Here is a 16,827-nt window from a genome sequence, read left to right on the forward strand (position 1 = left end):
ACACGAATCCGCACAACTCCGGCGGTGATGCTCGTGGTAGTCCTGCTCTCGGCCCCCGCCTGTGGTGGCGACGCCGCACCGACGCGTCCCGAGGCGAGCTCCACCACCCGCCTGCTCGAGGCCGCGGTCGACCCGACCACTCCCGACGGGGTCGCGGTCGTCGCCCTGCGTGAGGTCTACACCTGGAACCCCACGACCGAGCAACCGGGATCGTCGTTGCAGCGCGCGCGAAAATGGCTGGGGCCCAGCATGATACGTATGCTGGACAGTTCGATCGGCGCGACCGAGACGCCGAAGCCTTCACTGCAGTGGGCCGACTGGGCGAAGGCGAAAGCGCACGTGGAGGCATTCACCTTCGCCTCGGGCGAACCCGCGCCCGCGAGCGCGGATCCGGCTGTGGCGCAGTACAAGATCGGTATCGAACAAACGGTCGTCTACCCGAACGGACGCACCGAAGACCTACCGCCGAGCACGGTCATCGCGACCGTGGTGCAGACGCCGCAAGGCTGGCGCCTCGACGCGTTCCGCTGACCACCCCACGACGTCCACACAAAGGAGGCACCCGTGGCGAAGAAGAAGGTGACGGATCCGGCCGCGGTCGGACCCGACACAACGCTGATCATGATCATGTTCGGGTTCGCGGCGCTGATCACCCTCGCCGGGGCCCTGCACCTGGGCAACGCGTTGGCGGTGGTGCCACAGAGCATTCCGGTGAACCCGATCGCGGTGGTCGCCGATCTGGCGCGGGGCAAGCTGCAGTGGCCGCGTGCCTCGACGGTGATCGTGCTGCTGGTGATCGCGGCGGCCATCGCGTACGTGGTGATCCGTAAGCGGTTGAAGAAGCGTGCGGTCGCGGGGCGATTGGCGGTCGACGACAAGGCCGACCACATGGGCAGCGGTAGTGCGATCGCGTCGATCACCGAGGCCGGAGTCAGGGAGAAGGCGGCTGCTCTCGGTATGAAGCTGGGCACCAACGACTCGCCCGGTGTGCCGATCGGCATCGCTGTCGCCGACGGCACCCCGCTCTACGGCTCCTACGAAGACCTGCACCTCGACATCTGGGGCCCGCGGCAGGGCAAATCGACTTCGCGGGTCATCCCGGCGATCCTGTCCGCGATCGGGCCGGTGCTGGCGACGTCGAACAAGCGCGACGTGGTCGACGCGACCCGAGATGTGCAGGAGGCCAAGGGCAGCCGCACGTTCGTGTTCGATCCACAAGGCGTCGCCGGTGAACGACCGACCTGGTTCTGGGATCCGCTGAGCTGGGTCAACTTCCGCACCGAGGGGTGCGAGATGCGGGCGGCGCGGCTGGCGGGACACTTCGCCGACGCCGAGACGGGCGGCAGCGACGACCGTGACAACTTCTTCGATCCCGAGGCCGAGGACCTGCTCGCCGCGTTCTTTCTCGCCGCCGCGATCGCGGGCAAGCCGATCACCCAGGTGTGGGAGTGGGTGACGAACCCGCAGAACACCGAGGCGATCGAACACCTGCGCGGCGCCGAGCACCACTTCACCGCGTCCGGCCTCGCCATGCAGTACAACGCCGACGAGCGCACCAGGAGCGGTATCTTCGGTACCGCCAAGAAGATGATCCGCTGCCTGCAGCTGTCGAACGTGCATCCGTGGATCACTCCCGCCGACGGCATGCGTCCACAGTTCGACGAACTGGAGTTCCTCGAACGCAACGGCACGCTGTACTGCCTCTCGCTCGAGGGCCGCGGTTCGGCGGCTCCACTGGTGAGCGCGCTCACCGAGGCGGTCGTCGATGTGGCCATGCGCAAGGCGTCGCGGTCGTCGGGTGGTCGGTTGCCGATTCCGCTGCTCGCGGTGCTCGACGAAGCGGCCAACGTGGTGCGCTGGAAGGATCTGCCCAAGCAGTACAGCCACTTCGGGTCGCGCGGCATCGTGGTGATGACCGTGCTGCAGTCGTGGGCGCAGGGTGCGCGCTGCTGGGGCGAGGCCGGGATGAGCGCGCTGTGGTCGGCCGCCAATATCAAAGTGCTCGGCAGCGGTGTCGACGACATGGCTTTCCTCCGCGATCGGTCCGAGGCGATCGGCGAGTACGACTCGATCTCGGCGTCGATGTCGCAGTCGGGCAGCAGCAAGAGCTACTCGCGTTCGCTGAGCTCCTCGGTGACCTTCACCGCGCAGGGCCTGGCGACGCTACCGCGCGGTCGTGCCGTCGTGTTCACCTCCGGTCAGCCCGCTGTTCTGGTGCGGACCGTGCCGTGGTGGGAATCGGACTACGCCGACGCGGTCAAGAGGTCGATCGAGCAGAACGACCCGACTCGCAAGACCCGCATCGAGGACCTTTTCGGATCCCCGTCGTTGACGAAAGCCGTTCCGCCGGAAGAAATCGGTGAAGTCGAGGAGGTCAAGCCGCTGTGAGTCAGGACAATGTTGCCAATGGTGAGATTACGAACGGCTACCCGGGGGTGTACGAGTTCGTCACCGAGTACCTGAGCCAGGTCTATCGCCGTCAGGTCACCGATATCAGCGACACGGTGTGGTGTCCGGAATGGTGGCATCACAGTGAGGCCGTGATCCGGTTGAGTGCGTTGTGGCAGGCCTGGGAAAAACACCGTCTGCAGGGCGGTACCGGTATCAGCGTGTGGTTCCTCGACCACGCGGACCCGCACATGACCAAGCTGTTCGACCCGAAGGGGCCGTTCAAGTACTGCAGTGTGCGCAACGGGCACAAGGGAATGCTCGAACCGCTACCGCTCAAGAAGCCGGAAGGCGCGGACGCGCAGATGTTCGGCAGTCCGGATATCGACCGGCTCTGGCAGAAGAGCCGCGTGCCGGACTGATTGGTTGGGTGCTCGGATCCCGTTGCCAGGCAAGGGGATCCGAGCGGTCAGGTCAGCGCCCGCGTTCGATGCCGCGTTCGATGCCGCGTTCCCCGCGCTGGCGCGCGAGGGTAGCCCGCATCACCGTGTCCCTGGACCGGATCGCCTCCTCCGGTGAGATGCCCTGGCCCATCTCGACCAGCATCCGAACCTGAGTGAGCTCCGGCGCGACGCCGGCGCGCTGCAGATGTGCCGCGATCGCCGAGCGCCGCTCGGCCGAGTCGTAGCCGGCGCTCGGCGCGGCCACGGCACTCGAGGCGAAGGCGGAGCCCGGCGGCTTGGCGAGGTTGATGCCCCGCGACTCCACGCCGCGTGATTCGACGCCACGTGATTCCACACCGCGTGATTCCACCGAGCGCGAGCCCATCGACATCATCTGTACGAGTTCGACATTGCGCGGATCCTTGGCCTTGAGATCACGCGCCTCGCGGATCTGCAGTTCGCGCGCTTCCTTCATCTTGGCCTCGATCGCCTTGGCGCGAGATTCGGCGTCCTTCTGGCCGTGTTCACGCGACTTGACGGCGACCAGGATGGCCATCTGCAGCATAGTGCGCATCATGGACGCCGTTTCGCTGCCGATGTCGTCGAGTTCCGCCATGACTGCTCCCCGATGCTGCTGTGGAAGTGGACATCTGAGCCTACCGCGCCGAGGACACGGTGCGATGTCCGGCGGGGCCGCGCAGCGATGGAGAAAATGCGGGTGAGCACGTGGTGGGCCGAATGGATCGCAGGGTTGCCTAGCCTCTGATGATCTTCTGCGCACGTCGGGGCCGGAAAATCGGAAACGGACCGGACACGCGAGCGTGTCCGGTCCGTGGTGTCTCCGCAAAGGCGGTGTCAGCCCACCTTGACAGTGTTGAACGAGATCGGGATGGCAGGCCCACCGTCCTCGGCGCCACCCTTGACGCCGCCGCCCGCGACCTTGTCCAAGGTGGCCAGGCCGGCTTCGTCGATCGTGCCGAAGATGGTGTAGTTCGGCGGCAGCTGCGTGTCACCGAAGACCAGGAAGAACTGGCTGCCGTTGGTGCCCTTGCCCTCCGGCGAGGTACCCGCGTTGGCCATGGCGACCAGGCCGCGCTTGTAGTTCACCGGCTGCTGGAGCGCCGGGTCGTCGGCGGCGAACAGATCGGTCGGGTACTCGTTGTCGAAGGTGTAGCCGGGGCCGCCCATGCCGGTGGCCGCGGGATCACCGCACTGCAGGATGCCGAAGCCCGGTGACGCCACGATGCGGTGGCAGCTGGTCTTGTCGAAGTAGCCCTGCTGGGCGAGACTCACCAGCGAGTTGACCGTGCACGGTGCCTGTGCGCTGTTGAGCGACAACCCGATCGGGCCCTGTGTGGAATCGATCGCGACCTCGACCTCGGGACCGTCGGTGGCCACCGATGTCGTGGCGGGCGCTGTGACGGGCTTCGCCGGGGGCTCCTGGCCCACCGGGTAGCTGCAGTCGACGGTCGCGGGCTTGGCCGCCGGCGGCGGCGGTCCGGGGATATCGAGGGGAGTGTTGACGAACTGGGTCGTCGGCACCGCCGAGGACGACTCGGCGTTGGCCGACTCGCTGTCGTCGCCCTTGGTGAGGAAGTACACGCCGGTCGCGGCGGCCGCGACGACTATCACACCCAGTACCGAGCCCGCGATCGTCAAGCGCTTGCGCTTCTTCTCCTGCTCGGCCCGTCGTGCCAGCTGGCGCTCCAGCTTGCGCTTGGCCGCCGCCCGTCGCTGTTCGTTACTCGGCACTACCGCGTTCCTCCCGTGTCGTCAGGTTCGTCTAGAGGGTAACCGGTTGGACGCGGAGGGCGCCCGTGGGGAAAACTGGACCATCGTGACCAAGACCAGCAGCTTCACCGCCCCGAAGGGGGTCCCGGACTACCTGCCACCCGGTTCGGCAGAGTTCGTCGCCGTGCGCGACGGCTTGATCCACGCCGCTCGACTCGCGGGGTACGGGCATGTAGAGCTGCCGGTATTCGAACAGACCGCCCTGTTCGCACGGGGTGTCGGCGAGTCGACCGACGTGGTCAGCAAGGAGATGTGGACCTTCGCCGACCGCAACGGGGAGAGCTTCACCCTGCGGCCCGAAGGCACCGCGGGCGTGATGCGCGCGGTGATCCAGCACGGTCTGGACAAGAGCGGTCAGCTGCCGGTGAAGCTCTGCTACGCCGGTCCGTTCTTTCGGTACGAACGCCCGCAGGCCGGTCGGTACCGGCAGTTGCAGCAGGTCGGCATCGAGGCGATCGGCATCGACGATCCCGCCCTGGACGCCGAGGTCATCGCGATCGCCGACGCCGGATTCCGCTCGCTCGGCCTGACCGGATTCCGCCTCGAGATCACCTCGCTCGGCGACGAGACCTGTCGTCCGCAGTACCGCGAACTGCTGCAGGAGTTCCTCCGTGGGCTGCCCTTGGACGAGGACACGCAGCGCCGTGCCGAGATCAACCCGCTGCGCGTGCTCGATGACAAGCGCCCGGAAGTACGTGAGCTCACCGCGAACGCCCCGCTGATGATCGATCACCTCTCGGAATCGGCGAAAGCCCACTTCGAGCAGGTTCTCGGCCACCTCGACGCGCTCGGTGTGCCCTATGTGGTGAACCCGCGGATGGTGCGGGGCCTGGATTACTACACCAAGACCACCTTCGAATTCGTGCACGACCAGCTCGGCGCGCAGTCGGGTATCGGCGGCGGTGGGCGCTACGACGGACTGATGGCCGAGCTCGGCGGACAGCCGCTGTCGGGCATCGGTTTCGGCATCGGTGTCGACCGCACGGTGCTGGCGTTGGCGGCCGAGGGCAAGTCGGCGGCCGATCCGGCGCGCTGCCAGGTGTACGGCGTGGCGCTCGGTGACGCGGCCAAGGCGAAGTTGGTGGCGCTGGCCGGGCAACTGCGCGCTGCCGACATCAGTGTCGACCTGGCCTACGGTGGCCGTGGGATGAAGGGCGCGATGAAGGGCGCCGACCGGTCGGGGGCGAAATACACCCTCGTACTCGGAGATCGCGATCTCGCCGAGAACACGATCGGCGTCAAGGAGATGGCGACCGGCGAACAGAGGTCCGTCCCGCTCGACGGTGTGGTCGCGGTACTGCGCGAGGAACTCGGTCGCTGAGACCGCGCTGCCGGTTCGGGACGGTCGACGAGTCGGCTCGGGTCGGGTAGGCCGGCGCTCGGTCGATGACTCCGCTCGGGTGCGAAGATCCGCGGTGGGTCGATCGCTCCGCTCGGCGGCCGGACTCGGCGCTCCGGTCGTCGGGCGGACAAGCCTCGTCGAGGACCGCGCTCGGCTGCCGAGGCCGGTGTGGCGCGGTAATCTGACCGCGTCTCACGCCGGGCGGGCCGGTGGAGGTGGAGAGGCAATCGTGGACGGGCAGTCCGGGAAGTCGGCGGCGACGGAACCGGTCGGTATCGACCTGGTGGCGCCCGAGGTGTTCGCGCCGATGTTGCGCAGGCTCGCACTGGCCGCGTTCGGCGTCGGGGTGGGCGCGACGCTGCTGGCGGCGGTGTGGCTGAGCTGGCCCGCGGCGATCCTGATCGGACTTGCCGTCGCGGTCCCGACCATCGGCTATGTGTTCGCGTTCCGGCGTCGGCGAATGTGGTTGAGCGGCACCGTGATCCGCGCACATCGACTGTTCGGCGAGCGCTCCGTCGACCTCGCCGACGCCACCGGCGTGCAACTGCTGGTCTACCCGGGCAGGCTCAGCCGTATCGTGCTGAAAGCAACGGTCGGCCCCGACATCCAGCTCGTCCCACTCGCGATGTACACCGACGTGGGCAGCGGCCGCGAACTGCACCTGCTCGGCCTGCGCAAACTCGCCGACGCGCTCGCCGCCAGCCGGCTCGTCGCCGCGATCGCGGTCTCGGAAGTGCTCGTCCAGCAACTGCGAGCGGAGGCCCGCGACGCGGGCCTCGACGAGCGCCCGCTGTTTCGCGCGGTGCAGTCGGTGCGCAGCAAGGACAGCGTCTCGCCGGTGGTCCTGACCGATTCCGAGGTCGCCGCACTGGGCTGAGCGTCGCCCGACGCAGCGCCGGAGTGCCTCGCTCGAGTGAGAGCTGACCGATCAGCCCCTCGCGGTGAACGGCGTGCCGGAATCGTTCGTGCGCGGTCCGGGCCATCGCCGTGCCGGTGCCAGATCCCCTGTGGTTGGTGACGTCAGCCGAAGAGGGCGAGCTGGGTGTCCTGCGGCGTGGGTGAGGGAGCAGGTGGGGTGGTGGGGCCTTGGATTCGGCGCAGGCCGTGGTGGTCCAGAAGAGGATTCACTCGGTCGCGTAGCCAGTCGCGGTACAGCGGCGTGACATTGCCGCCCCGGGCGTAGAGCTGGCGGTAGCGGCGGATGAGCGCGGGGTGCTCGGTGCCGAGCCAGGTGAGGAACCAGTCGCGGGTGGGGCCGCGCAGGTGCATCGGGAAGGCCATGGCGCTGGCCGCGCCCGCGTCGGCGATGGCGGCGAACAGGGCCTCGAGGTGGGCTCGGCTGTCGGTGAGGCAGGGGATGATCGGGGCGGCCATCACGTGGACGGTGAAGCCGGCGTCGGCCAGGGACCGGACCAGGTCAAGGCGAGCCCGGGGTTCGGGGGTCCCGGGTTCGAGGCTGTGGTGCAGGTCGGGGTCGAGGATGGCGATCGACACCGCGACACTCACTTCGACTCGCTGAGCCGCCTCGACGAGGAGCGGGAGATCGCGGCGCAGCAGCGGGCCCTTGGTGAGGATGGAGAAGGGGGTGCCTGAATCCGAGAGGGCGCCGATGATGCCGGGCATCAAGCGGTATCGGCCCTCGGCACGTTGGTACGGGTCGGTGTTGGTGCCCAGCGCCACCGCCTCGCGCTGCCAGGAACGACGCATGAGTTCGCGACGCAGTACCGCCGCGATGTTGGTCTTCACCACGATCTCGGAATCGAAATCGTTGCCCGCGTCGAGTCCGAGATATTCGTGGCTGCCGCGCGCGAAGCAGTAGCGACAAGCGTGCGAGCAGCCGCGCATCGGGTTGATCGTCCAGCGGAAGGGGAGCGCGGAGCTCTCGGGCATCTTGTTGAGCGCGCTCTTGCACAGCACCTCGTGGAAGGTGATGCCGTCGAACTCGGGGGTGCGGACGGAGCGAACCAACCCGGCCCTGGTCAGGCCGGGCAGCGCGCCGTCATCGGCGTCCAGGGTCTGGGCTTGCCACCGCACCCCACGAGTCGAACATGTGTTCGAAGCGGTGTCAAGCCTGGCGCGACTTCCGCAGGAAGTCGACGAGGTCGTTGACGGACTCGACGGTCGGGCGCGGGCGGTAGCCGAGTTCGCGCTCGGCCTTGCCGTGATCGACGACCGGAGCCGAGATCACCGCGCCCAGTGCGGCTTTGGACAGGATGTCGGAACCGAAACGCTTGCCGATCGGCTCGATCACCGGCAGCAGCGCGCCGAGCGCCTTCGCGGGGATGGCGAAGCGTGGGCCTTTGGCGCCGGTGCGGGCCGCGGCCATCCGGCAGAAGTCCATCATCGTGGTCATCTCGCCGCCGAGCAGATAGTTCTCGCCGGTGCGGCCCTTCTCGCCCGCCAGGATCAGGCCATGGGCGACGTCACGGACGTCGACCAGGTCGAACCCGCCGCCGATCATCACCGGGATCCGGCCGCGCATCGCCTGCACGACGGTGCTGTTGAGGCGAGACAGGCGCTCGGGGTGGTCGACCGGACCGAACACGCCGGTCGGGTTCACGATCACCGCGTCGAGTCCGCGCTCGATCACCGGGCGCAGGGCCAATTCGCCGGACCATTTCGACCGGTCGTACACCGGCAGGCCGGGATCGTCGGAGCGGCTGGAGTTCTCGTCGATGTGGCCGCCCGAGCGGTACTGGTCGAAGGCGTGGATGGAACTGGTGTGCACGAACCGGCGCACACCCGATTCCAGCGCCGCCTCGGCGGTGACGCGCACGCCCTCGGTGTTCACCTGCCAGGCCAGATCGTTGCGGTCGGCGAGGGTGATCAACGCGACGAGGTGGTAGACCACCTCGGTGCCCGCCAGTGCCGCGCGCATCGACACCGGGCCGAGTACGTCGCCGTCGACCCAGGTCACGGCCGGATCGGCCGTGGCGGGAGCCACGCGGTCGATCGCGACGACCTCGTGGCCGCGCTCGACGAGCAGGGGGATCAAGTTGGTACCGAGGTAGCCGGCTGCGCCGGTCACTGCGACCTTCATGAGCCCGAGGATATAGAACATGTTCTAGTTTTGATAGTGGATCACCCAGATCGACGGTGGCACGACTCGAAAACTGCCCGGGTGTTCGGCTATATTTGGCGCCAATCGCAGTTGGGTGTTCGCGTCGGGAGTTTCGCGTCCGCCGTCCGCTTCTGTAGTGCAGACTTTTCACGACGAGTTGGGGGGATTTCGCATGAACAATCTTTCGGTGCAACCCGCAGACGTCGCCGCGTTCGCGGCGACCAATGGCGGGGTGGCGGCGCAGGTCGCCGCGGCGGGCAACATCGACCTGGTTGCCAGCGTGTCGGCGGCGACGCCGGTGTTCGGCCTCATCGGCGCCGACTACCTGGCGATGTTCGCGGCCGCACAAGCGTTGCAGGCCAAGGACATCAACGACCTGTCGGCCAAGTTCAGCTCGCTCTCGGACGCGGCCTTCAAATCGTCGGTGACCTTCGAGACCACCGATATCGACAACGCCGCCGAACTCGCGCGTCAGGCCGCAGGGCTCGGGGGCGCTGCGTGAAACCGCTGAGTTCGGACGCGGGCGTCATCGCTCCCGAGGCCGCCATGGCCGCCGCCGATGCCGCGACCGCCTCGGTGATGAGTGCGGTCCCCCTCGAGTCCCAGGCGATCCTGGACGTGTCGCTGATGCAGGTGCCCGAGGATGTGGTGGCCGACGAGGAAGCGGTCTTCACCCTCGCGCAGAAGATCACCGACGACGCCCAGAACGGCAGCATGTCGCCGGCCGGGCTAGGTGGGCTCGGCGGCCTCGGCGCCGGCACGCAACCCCAGGACATCCTGTCCGGCATCTCGGAGGACGCCTCCTCCGCGCTCAGCGGCCTGCAGGGCACGGTGGCCCAGGTCGCCGAGCCTGCCTCGGCCGCCGCGCTGACCGCGTTCGACCAGGCAAAGGCCGCGCTCACCGGTACCTCGGGCGCCGGTACTTCGAGCACCTCCGGGGCGAGCACGTCCGCCGCCGCGACGACGCTGACCGAAGATCCGGTCACCGCGCTGATGAACGGACTGTCGCTGCCCGCCCTGCCCGGCATCGACACCCTGTTCCAGCCGTTCCTCGACCTGCTCAGCAGCTTCGGTACCGGTATTTTCAGCTCGCTGGACCCGACCGCCATCCTGAGCAGCTCCTCCGCGGTCATCGAGCAGGCGATGACCCTGGCCCAAGGTGGCGTGAAGACCGTCCAGCAGGTGTGGGAGGGGCAGGCCGCCGACGCGGCGACCACCGCCAGCCAGCAGGCTCAGACGCAGGGTCAGGACACCAGCCAGCGCGGCATCGACATCTCCGCGCTCACCCAGCAGGCGGCCGCGGTCGTGCAGACCGGTAACGCGCAGCTCACCACGATCGCCACCACCTTCGCGGCCCAGGCCACCGCGCTCGCGCCGACGATCATGCTGCCGCCGACCCAGGCCACTCTGATCGGCTTGGCCACCACGCATCTCGGGGAAGCGGTGTCGGTCGTCAACGTCACCCGTGGTCAGCTGATGGGGTACACCGGCGAACTCAGCAACGTCGTCGGGCAGCTCGCCGGTCAGAGCGGCCTGCCCTCGCCCGAGGAAGTCCTGTCCGCGGCCTCGGAGAACATCGGCGAGCCGCTGCTCGCCCAGGCGGAGCAAGCTTTCACCGGCGGCGACTCCGCCACCACCGCGGCGAGCACCACCGCGGGTACCACCACGCCCGGCTCGACGACGCCGTCGAGTCTCGGCACCGGTGGTTCCGGCGGCTCCGGTGGCAGCGGCGGCGGTTCCGGCGCCTCGCTCGGTGCGCTCGGTACCGCGCGCGGCGGCTCCGGTGGCGCGGGTGGCGCGGCCGGCAGTGCCGGCGGCACCCCGAGCGCGGGCACGCCGAAGACCACCGCTGCCGTGCCGGGTGTGGCGTCTCCCGCCGCGGGCCGTCCGGTGACCTCCGGTCTGATGGGCTCCGGCACCACAGCCGCGGGTACCGGCGGTACCTCCGGCATGATGGGCGGCGGCGCGGGAGCGGGCGCGGGCCGTGGCAACAACGAGGAAGAACACGGTCGTACCGTGCAGCCCTACCAGAGCCGCACCGGCAACGACGATCTCACCGGTCCACTGGGTGAATCCACGCCCGACGTCATCGGCGCCGTCCACGAGGACGAACGCGACATCGACGCGACCGCGGACCGGTTCTGACGGACAGGGGCTCGCCGGTGAAAACCGGCGAGCCCCTGTGTTCTCAGTGTCGATCGCTCAGCTCTCGAACGCGTCGACCAGCTTCTTGTAGAGGTCGCTGAAGCGCTTGCGCGCGGCCTTCTGCTCCGAGTCGAGGCCCTCGGAGGCGCCGGGGGAGTAGATCACCAGGTGGGCTTCGTCCGCCGGATCATCGGGCATGAGGTCGATGATCTCGGTGCCCTTGTTGTCGCCCGCGGGCATCCCGAAATCGATGTCCTCGAGCGCGTTGATCTCCTCGCGCGCGGCCGAGATCACGTCGGCGGCAACCTTTCCGGTCACCTTCTTGGGCGCGGTCTCGGGTTTGCGGTCCTTGCTCACCGCGTCGGGCATGTGCACGGCCTTGCCGTCGGCGAAGATCTGCAGAACCGGGCGCAGGTCGGTGCGTTGCGACCAGCCGTCGGGAATGGTGGTCAGGCTCACCAGCGGTAGAGGCGCCGGATCGGCATGGGCGAGTGCGCTCGCGCCACTCAGGGCGAGAGCGCAGACGAGCAGTCCGGTCAGGGTCGGGCGCATGGGTTCCCCTCGGTCGAAAGACAGTGCGTGGGTATCGCGTTCGATGGTCAGCGTAGCCCGGGCGGGTTGTCGAGGTCACGCGCGGAATAGGTGTCACAGGACTGCACCGACCCGGTCCGGTAGCCGACGAGAAACCACTTCTGCCGCTGGTCCGAGGACCCGTGGGTCCACGACTCGGGATTGACCCCGCGCCCCGCGCTGCGCTGGATACGGTCGTCGCCGACCGCGTTCGCGGCCGACAGTGCGTCACGAATATCGTTGTCCGACAACGGGTTCAGGAACGGTGCTCCGCCGCCGGGCGACGGCTGCTTGTCGGCGAAGTGAGCCCAGAGGCCGGCGTAGCAATCAGCCTGCAGCTCGGTGCGCACCGCACCGGAGGTCGCACCCTGCGGATCGCGCTGAGCCTTGCCGATGTCGCCGAGCTGGTTCTGGATGTGATGGCCGACCTCGTGCGCGACCACGTATTCCTGCGCCAGCGGTCCCGCGCTGGCGCCGAAGCGGTCGGTCAGTTCCTGGAAGAAGGCGGTGTCGAAGTAGGCGGTCTGGTCGGCGGGGCAGTAGAACGGGCCGACATCGCTGGTGGCGTTGCCGCACGCGGTGCTCACCGCACCGGTGAACAGCACCAGTTCGGGCTGCACGTAGCGCTTGCCGGTCTGCTCGGGCAGCTGCACCGACCACACCGCGTCCAGGCTCTGCGCGGTGGCGACGACCCGGCAGTCGACATACTTGTTCGCATCGGCGCCGGTCTTGCAGTGCGACGGCGTGCCCGCGGTCCCCGGCTGCGCCTGCTCGCCCTGCGCGCCGGTGAAGTTGCCGAGCACCGATCCAGGATCGCCGCCGAGGAGCAGCGTGATCACCAACAGGATCAGTCCGCCCGCCCCGCCGCCGACGGCGAGCTTGCCGCCCATGCCGGGTCCGCCGCCCGACGAAGCCCGGCCGGGATCGATCTGCATACCTTCGTTGAAGGTCATCGCGGTACTCGCCTTCGCTCGGTTGTCCAGCTGCCTCGCAGCACGATTCACCGTCGTGCACGCGGCCGACGGTGAACAGGTGTCACAAGCTTGACACGGTGCCGAAGATATCGGTTTTCACTCGGGCATCGTGTCTCACTACGATGGCAGTGCGCCCGGTGTTCTCCGCCGGTGCGACAAGTCCGCGAAAGTCTGTCGAAAGGAATACCGTGCTGCGCACCCACTTGGCTGGTTCGCTGCGAGGCGAGCACGCCGGTCAGACCGTCACCCTCACCGGTTGGGTGGCGAGGCGTCGTGACCACGGTGGTGTGACCTTCATCGATCTGCGCGACGCCTCGGGCGTCTCGCAGGTGGTTTTCCGCGAGGGCGAGGCGGCCGAACAGGCACACAAGCTCCGCGCGGAATTCTGTGTGCAGGTCACCGGTGTGGTGGAACGGCGTCCCGACGGCAACGAGAACCCGGAGCTGCCGACCGGGCAGATCGAGGTCGACGCCAAGGAACTGGTCGTGCTCAACGAGAGCGCGCCACTGCCGTTCCAGCTCGACGAGACCCCCGGTGACGAGGCCCGCCTCAAGTTCCGCTACCTCGACCTGCGCCGCCAAGGCCCCGGCCACGCCATCCGCCTGCGGTCCAAGGTCAACGCCGCCGCCCGCGACGTGCTGGCCGGCCACGACTTCGTCGAAGTCGAGACCCCCACGCTCACCCGCTCGACGCCCGAGGGCGCCCGCGACTTCCTGGTCCCCGCGCGGCTGCAGCCGGGCAGTTTCTACGCCCTGCCGCAGAGCCCGCAGCTGTTCAAGCAGCTGCTCATGGTCGGCGGCATCGAGCGCTACTACCAGATCGCGCGCTGCTACCGCGACGAGGACTTCCGCGCCGACCGTCAGCCCGAGTTCACCCAGCTCGACATCGAGATGAGCTTCGTGCGCCAGGACGACGTGATCCTGCTGGCCGAGGACATCCTCACCGCGCTGTGGAAGCTGGTCGGCCACGAGATCGTCACCCCGATCCCGCACATGACCTACGCGGAGTCGATGCGGCGTTACGGCTCCGACAAGCCCGACCTGCGCTTCGGCGTCGAGATCACCGAGCTCACCGACTACTTCAAGGACACGACCTTCCGAGTGTTCCAGTCGGAATACGTGGGTGCGGTGGTGATGCCCGGCGGCGCGAGCCAGCCGCGTCGTCAGCTCGACGCCTGGCAGGAGTGGGCGAAGCAGCGTGGCGCCAAGGGCTTGGCCTACATCCTGATCAACGAAGACGGCACCCTGGGCGGCCCGGTCGCCAAGAATCTGACCGACGCCGAGCGCGACGGTCTGGCCGAGCAGGTCGGTGCCGAGCCGGGTGACTGCGTGTTCTTCGCCGCCGGCGCGGTGAAGTCGAGCCGGGCCCTGCTGGGTGCCGCGCGCGGTGAGATCGCCCGCAAGTGCGACCTCATCGACCCGAACGCCTGGGCCTTCGTCTGGATCGTCGACGCCCCGATGTTCGAGCCTGCCGCCGAGGCCACCGCCAGCGGTGACGTGGCCCTGGGCCACTCGGCCTGGACCGCGGTACACCACGCGTTCACCTCGCCCAAGCCGGAGTCCATGGACACCTTCGACACCGATCCCGGTTCCGCGCTGGCCTACGCCTACGACATCGTCTGCAACGGCAACGAGATCGGTGGCGGTTCCATCCGTATCCACCGTCGCGACGTGCAGGAACGCGTGTTCTCGGTGATGGGCATCGACAACGCCGAAGCTCAGGACAAGTTCGGCTTCCTGCTCGACGCGTTCGCCTACGGCGCCCCGCCGCACGGCGGCATCGCCTTCGGCTGGGACCGCATCACCGCGCTGCTGGCCGGGGAGGACTCGATCCGCGAGGTGATCGCGTTCCCGAAGACCGGTGGCGGCGTCGACCCGCTCACCGACGCGCCCGCGCAGATCACCGCGCAGCAGCGTAAGGAAGCGGGCATCGACGCCAAGCCCGAGGTCAAGGTCGCCGCGGACGCGCCGAAAGTTGTTGCGGCCGAGAAATAGCAGCCCCGTGGAGTAGCCCGGTACCTTCTGGCGTATCGCCACCGCGATACCGACCAGGAGGACACCGGTGCTACATCTGCGCGTGATCAGCCCGCCCGAGCAGACGGCCGAGCTGATCCGAGTCCTCGAAGCCGACGCCGGCGTCACCCATCTGACGGTGGCGCGCGGCATCGCGCTCGATCCCGCGGGCGATCTCGTCCAGGCCGACGTGGCCAGGGAAGGCGCCAACAAGGTACTCGCCGACGTGAAGGCACTCGGCATCGTCGAGCACGGCGGGATCACCCTCGGGCCGGTCGTGGCGGTGCTCTCCGATGCCGCGAACCGTGCGGTCAGGTCGGCACCCGGAGATCCGAGCGATGCCGTGGTCTGGGAACAACTGCTAGAGGAAACCCACGAGGAGTCCTCGCTCAACATCACCTTCGTCGCGTTCCTCACCATCGCCTGCCTGCTCGCCGCGATCGGCGTGGCGACCGACTCGCCGGTCACCATCGTCGGCGCGATGGTGGTCGGCCCGGAGTTCGGTCCGCTGGCCGCGCTGTCGGTGGCGCTGGTGCGTCGCAACTGGCGTCTCGCCCGCCGTTCGGGAATCGCCCTCGCGGTGGCGTTCCCGATCGCGATGGTGGTCACCCTCGGAGCGACGATCGTGTGGGAGCAGCTCGGCTGGATCACCACCGCGAGCATCGTCGACGCGCACAGCGTCGACTTCATCTACGAGGTCGGGCCGTTCTCACTGGTCGTGGCGTTGCTCGCCGGCGCGGCGGGCATGTTGTCGTTGGTCACCGCGAAGTCGGCGGCGCTGATCGGTGTCTTCATCTCGGTGACGACCGTGCCCGCAGCCGGTTACGCGGTGGTGGCGGCGACGCTCGGACAGTGGCATCGAGCGTTCGAGTCGGCGGGCCAGCTCGCGGTGAACCTGCTCGGCATCGTCATCGCCGGGGTGGTTGTGCTCGAGCTGCGGCCGAAGGCCGGCGACGAAAAGGGCCCGATCGGCCGGTTCAAACGGGCCATCGGCATGCGAACCGTGCTCGAACGCTGACCTCAGACGCGGGCGACCGGCCCCGCCGTCAGCATCCGGTAGGAGTAGGTCACCGCGATCACGCACACCGGCCCCGCGACGAACAACCCGAGCCCGCACAGCGCCGCGCCGACGAGGGTGACCAGCATGACGGTCAGCGCCAGCAGCAGTGCCGCCCACAGATTCGCCAGCACCAGCTGTGCGCTCGCCTTGATCGCCTCCACCGGGCCGTAGTCCTGATCGATCACGAAGTGCAACGAGAACATGCACAGGAACCCGGCGATCAGCCCCGGCGCCAGGCACAACGCCGACAGCAGCAGGGTGACGGTGAACGCCAGCAGTGAGGTCAGCAAGACATTGCCCGCGTTCACGAACCGGAAGAACGACCCGAAAGCCGGTGGATACCCGTCGGTTTCGTAGAGCGCGCCGCGGACCATCGCCGCCTGCAACAGCCACAGCCCGACGATCACCATCAAGAACAGGAACAAGACGCTGAACGGTGAGGTCGGCTCGACGAGCTGGACGACGGCGACGAACCCGAGGTAGATCAGCACGCCCACCGCGGTGACGCCGAGCCAGGGACCCGGATTGGCCCGGAATCGTTCCCAGCCATAACTCAGCGAACGGCCGATATCGAGGGCTTGTGCTCCCGAATGGTAGTAACCGGGCGTCTGCCCGGCGCCGCCGGCCGACACGCCGGATGTGGGGGCGGCGGCGTAGGTCGGATTCTCCGGCTTCGACTGGGGGACCGCGTAACCGGGGCCGGTGCCTGCGGGCCCGTACTGCGGTGTGGGCCTGCCCTGGCCGGCAATCGGCGGTGGCGGCTCTACCGGCTCCTGCCCGTACTGGGCGGCGCCCGGCCCTTCGAACTGCGGATAGCCTGCGCCACCGGCCATTCCGTGCCTGCTCTGTCCCGAACCCGAAGCCGGTGGTTGTCCGGTTCCCTCGTGTCGGCCCGTGGGTCCGGCGAATTGCCCGCCACCGCCCGGAACGGGCGACCCGCCCGGTGAATCGCTCGATGCGGCGTACGGAGTGTCGGTCATTGTGATAGACCTTTCGACTCAACCGGTTGCGGTGTGGCGCACAGCAGTTCACGATGAGAAA

At 68.3% G+C, this 16,827-nt stretch carries 16 protein-coding genes; 9 read left to right on the plus strand and 7 right to left on the minus strand.

The window, feature by feature from the left end:
- Nucleotides 1-27 precede the first annotated feature (27 nt).
- From ACFWUR_RS06700 to ACFWUR_RS06710, 3 genes are all read left to right on the plus strand, one after another.
- Entirely contained in the window at nucleotides 28-531 is a 504-nt protein-coding gene (locus ACFWUR_RS06700; RefSeq protein ID WP_378903446.1) for a hypothetical protein, read from the plus strand.
- A gap of 90 nt (nucleotides 532-621) precedes the next feature.
- Nucleotides 622-2,388, plus strand: coding sequence for a type IV secretory system conjugative DNA transfer family protein (locus ACFWUR_RS06705; protein ID WP_378903449.1), 1,767 nt, complete (start codon nucleotides 622-624; stop codon nucleotides 2,386-2,388).
- Entirely contained in the window at nucleotides 2,385-2,810 is a 426-nt protein-coding gene (locus ACFWUR_RS06710) for a DUF4913 domain-containing protein (protein ID WP_378902986.1), read from the plus strand. Before ACFWUR_RS06705 ends, ACFWUR_RS06710 begins: the two co-directional genes overlap by 4 nt.
- 52 nt (nucleotides 2,811-2,862) lie before the next feature.
- Here ACFWUR_RS06710 and ACFWUR_RS06715 read toward each other — a convergent pair whose 3' ends face one another.
- Nucleotides 2,863-3,447, minus strand: coding sequence for a hypothetical protein (locus ACFWUR_RS06715; protein ID WP_378902989.1), 585 nt, complete (start codon nucleotides 3,445-3,447; stop codon nucleotides 2,863-2,865).
- A 239-nt stretch (nucleotides 3,448-3,686) separates the two neighbouring features.
- Nucleotides 3,687-4,583 carry a peptidylprolyl isomerase gene (locus ACFWUR_RS06720; protein WP_378902992.1) on the minus strand — a complete coding sequence of 299 codons (897 nt, stop codon included), beginning with the start codon at nucleotides 4,581-4,583 and terminating at the stop codon, nucleotides 3,687-3,689.
- A gap of 85 nt (nucleotides 4,584-4,668) precedes the next feature.
- Here ACFWUR_RS06720 and hisS point away from each other — a divergent pair, with 85 nt between their 5' ends.
- On the plus strand, nucleotides 4,669-5,943 hold the full coding sequence (hisS, locus tag ACFWUR_RS06725; RefSeq protein WP_378902995.1) for a histidine--tRNA ligase: 1,275 nt from the start codon (nucleotides 4,669-4,671) through the stop codon (nucleotides 5,941-5,943).
- A 250-nt stretch (nucleotides 5,944-6,193) separates the two neighbouring features.
- Complete coding sequence (locus ACFWUR_RS06730; RefSeq protein WP_378902998.1) at nucleotides 6,194-6,841, plus strand: hypothetical protein; 648 nt, start codon at nucleotides 6,194-6,196, stop codon at nucleotides 6,839-6,841.
- A 143-nt stretch (nucleotides 6,842-6,984) separates the two neighbouring features.
- Here the strand turns inward: ACFWUR_RS06730 and ACFWUR_RS06735 are convergent, their stop codons facing one another.
- Entirely contained in the window at nucleotides 6,985-7,998 is a 1,014-nt protein-coding gene (locus ACFWUR_RS06735; protein WP_378903001.1) for an Rv2578c family radical SAM protein, read from the minus strand.
- Between the two features lie 31 nt (nucleotides 7,999-8,029).
- Nucleotides 8,030-9,004, minus strand: a complete 975-nt coding sequence (locus ACFWUR_RS06740) for an NAD-dependent epimerase/dehydratase family protein (protein WP_378903004.1) — start codon at nucleotides 9,002-9,004, stop codon at nucleotides 8,030-8,032.
- Between the two features lie 193 nt (nucleotides 9,005-9,197).
- On the opposite strand from ACFWUR_RS06740, the gene ACFWUR_RS06745 reads away from it, so the two are divergent.
- Nucleotides 9,198-9,527, plus strand: coding sequence for a type VII secretion target (locus tag ACFWUR_RS06745; RefSeq protein ID WP_378903007.1), 330 nt, complete (start codon nucleotides 9,198-9,200; stop codon nucleotides 9,525-9,527).
- Complete coding sequence (locus tag ACFWUR_RS06750) at nucleotides 9,524-11,170, plus strand: hypothetical protein (RefSeq protein WP_378903010.1); 1,647 nt, start codon at nucleotides 9,524-9,526, stop codon at nucleotides 11,168-11,170. The genes ACFWUR_RS06745 and ACFWUR_RS06750 overlap by 4 nt, the downstream gene beginning before the upstream one ends.
- A gap of 57 nt (nucleotides 11,171-11,227) precedes the next feature.
- Here ACFWUR_RS06750 and ACFWUR_RS06755 read toward each other — a convergent pair whose 3' ends face one another.
- Nucleotides 11,228-11,722 (minus strand): hypothetical protein, encoded by a 495-nt coding sequence (locus tag ACFWUR_RS06755; protein WP_378903012.1) that lies wholly within the window; start codon nucleotides 11,720-11,722, stop codon nucleotides 11,228-11,230.
- Between the two features lie 47 nt (nucleotides 11,723-11,769).
- Complete coding sequence (locus ACFWUR_RS06760) at nucleotides 11,770-12,693, minus strand: neutral zinc metallopeptidase (RefSeq protein WP_378903015.1); 924 nt, start codon at nucleotides 12,691-12,693, stop codon at nucleotides 11,770-11,772.
- A gap of 209 nt (nucleotides 12,694-12,902) precedes the next feature.
- Between ACFWUR_RS06760 and aspS the strand changes: the two genes are divergently transcribed.
- Together aspS and ACFWUR_RS06770 are read left to right on the plus strand one after the other, a co-directional pair.
- A complete protein-coding gene (gene aspS / locus ACFWUR_RS06765) occupies nucleotides 12,903-14,708 on the plus strand; it encodes an aspartate--tRNA ligase (protein ID WP_378903018.1) in 1,806 nt (601 codons plus the stop codon).
- A gap of 67 nt (nucleotides 14,709-14,775) precedes the next feature.
- Complete coding sequence (locus ACFWUR_RS06770; protein WP_378903021.1) at nucleotides 14,776-15,744, plus strand: DUF389 domain-containing protein; 969 nt, start codon at nucleotides 14,776-14,778, stop codon at nucleotides 15,742-15,744.
- 2 nt (nucleotides 15,745-15,746) lie between these two features.
- On the opposite strand, the gene ACFWUR_RS06775 is transcribed toward ACFWUR_RS06770, so the two are convergent.
- A complete protein-coding gene (locus ACFWUR_RS06775) occupies nucleotides 15,747-16,766 on the minus strand; it encodes a hypothetical protein (protein WP_378903024.1) in 1,020 nt (339 codons plus the stop codon).
- Nucleotides 16,767-16,827: the final 61 nt, after the last annotated feature.

This window comes from Nocardia sp. NPDC058633, from assembly GCF_042717045.1.
In the GTDB taxonomy this organism is placed as follows: Bacteria; Actinomycetota; Actinomycetes; order Mycobacteriales; family Mycobacteriaceae; genus Nocardia.

Coding starts and splice junctions, on each gene's coding strand:
- ACFWUR_RS06700 (WP_378903446.1), top strand. CDS start 28: ATGCTCGTGGTAGTCCTGCTCTCGGCCCCCGCCTGTGGTGGCGACGCC.
- ACFWUR_RS06705 (WP_378903449.1), top strand. CDS start 622: ATGATCATGTTCGGGTTCGCGGCGCTGATCACCCTCGCCGGGGCCCTG.
- ACFWUR_RS06715 (WP_378902989.1), bottom strand. CDS start 3,447: ATGGCGGAACTCGACGACATCGGCAGCGAAACGGCGTCCATGATGCGC.
- ACFWUR_RS06740 (WP_378903004.1), bottom strand. CDS start 9,004: ATGAAGGTCGCAGTGACCGGCGCAGCCGGCTACCTCGGTACCAACTTG.
- ACFWUR_RS06745 (WP_378903007.1), top strand. CDS start 9,198: ATGAACAATCTTTCGGTGCAACCCGCAGACGTCGCCGCGTTCGCGGCG.
- ACFWUR_RS06755 (WP_378903012.1), bottom strand. CDS start 11,722: ATGCGCCCGACCCTGACCGGACTGCTCGTCTGCGCTCTCGCCCTGAGT.
- ACFWUR_RS06760 (WP_378903015.1), bottom strand. CDS start 12,693: ATGACCTTCAACGAAGGTATGCAGATCGATCCCGGCCGGGCTTCGTCG.
- ACFWUR_RS06775 (WP_378903024.1), bottom strand. CDS start 16,766: ATGACCGACACTCCGTACGCCGCATCGAGCGATTCACCGGGCGGGTCG.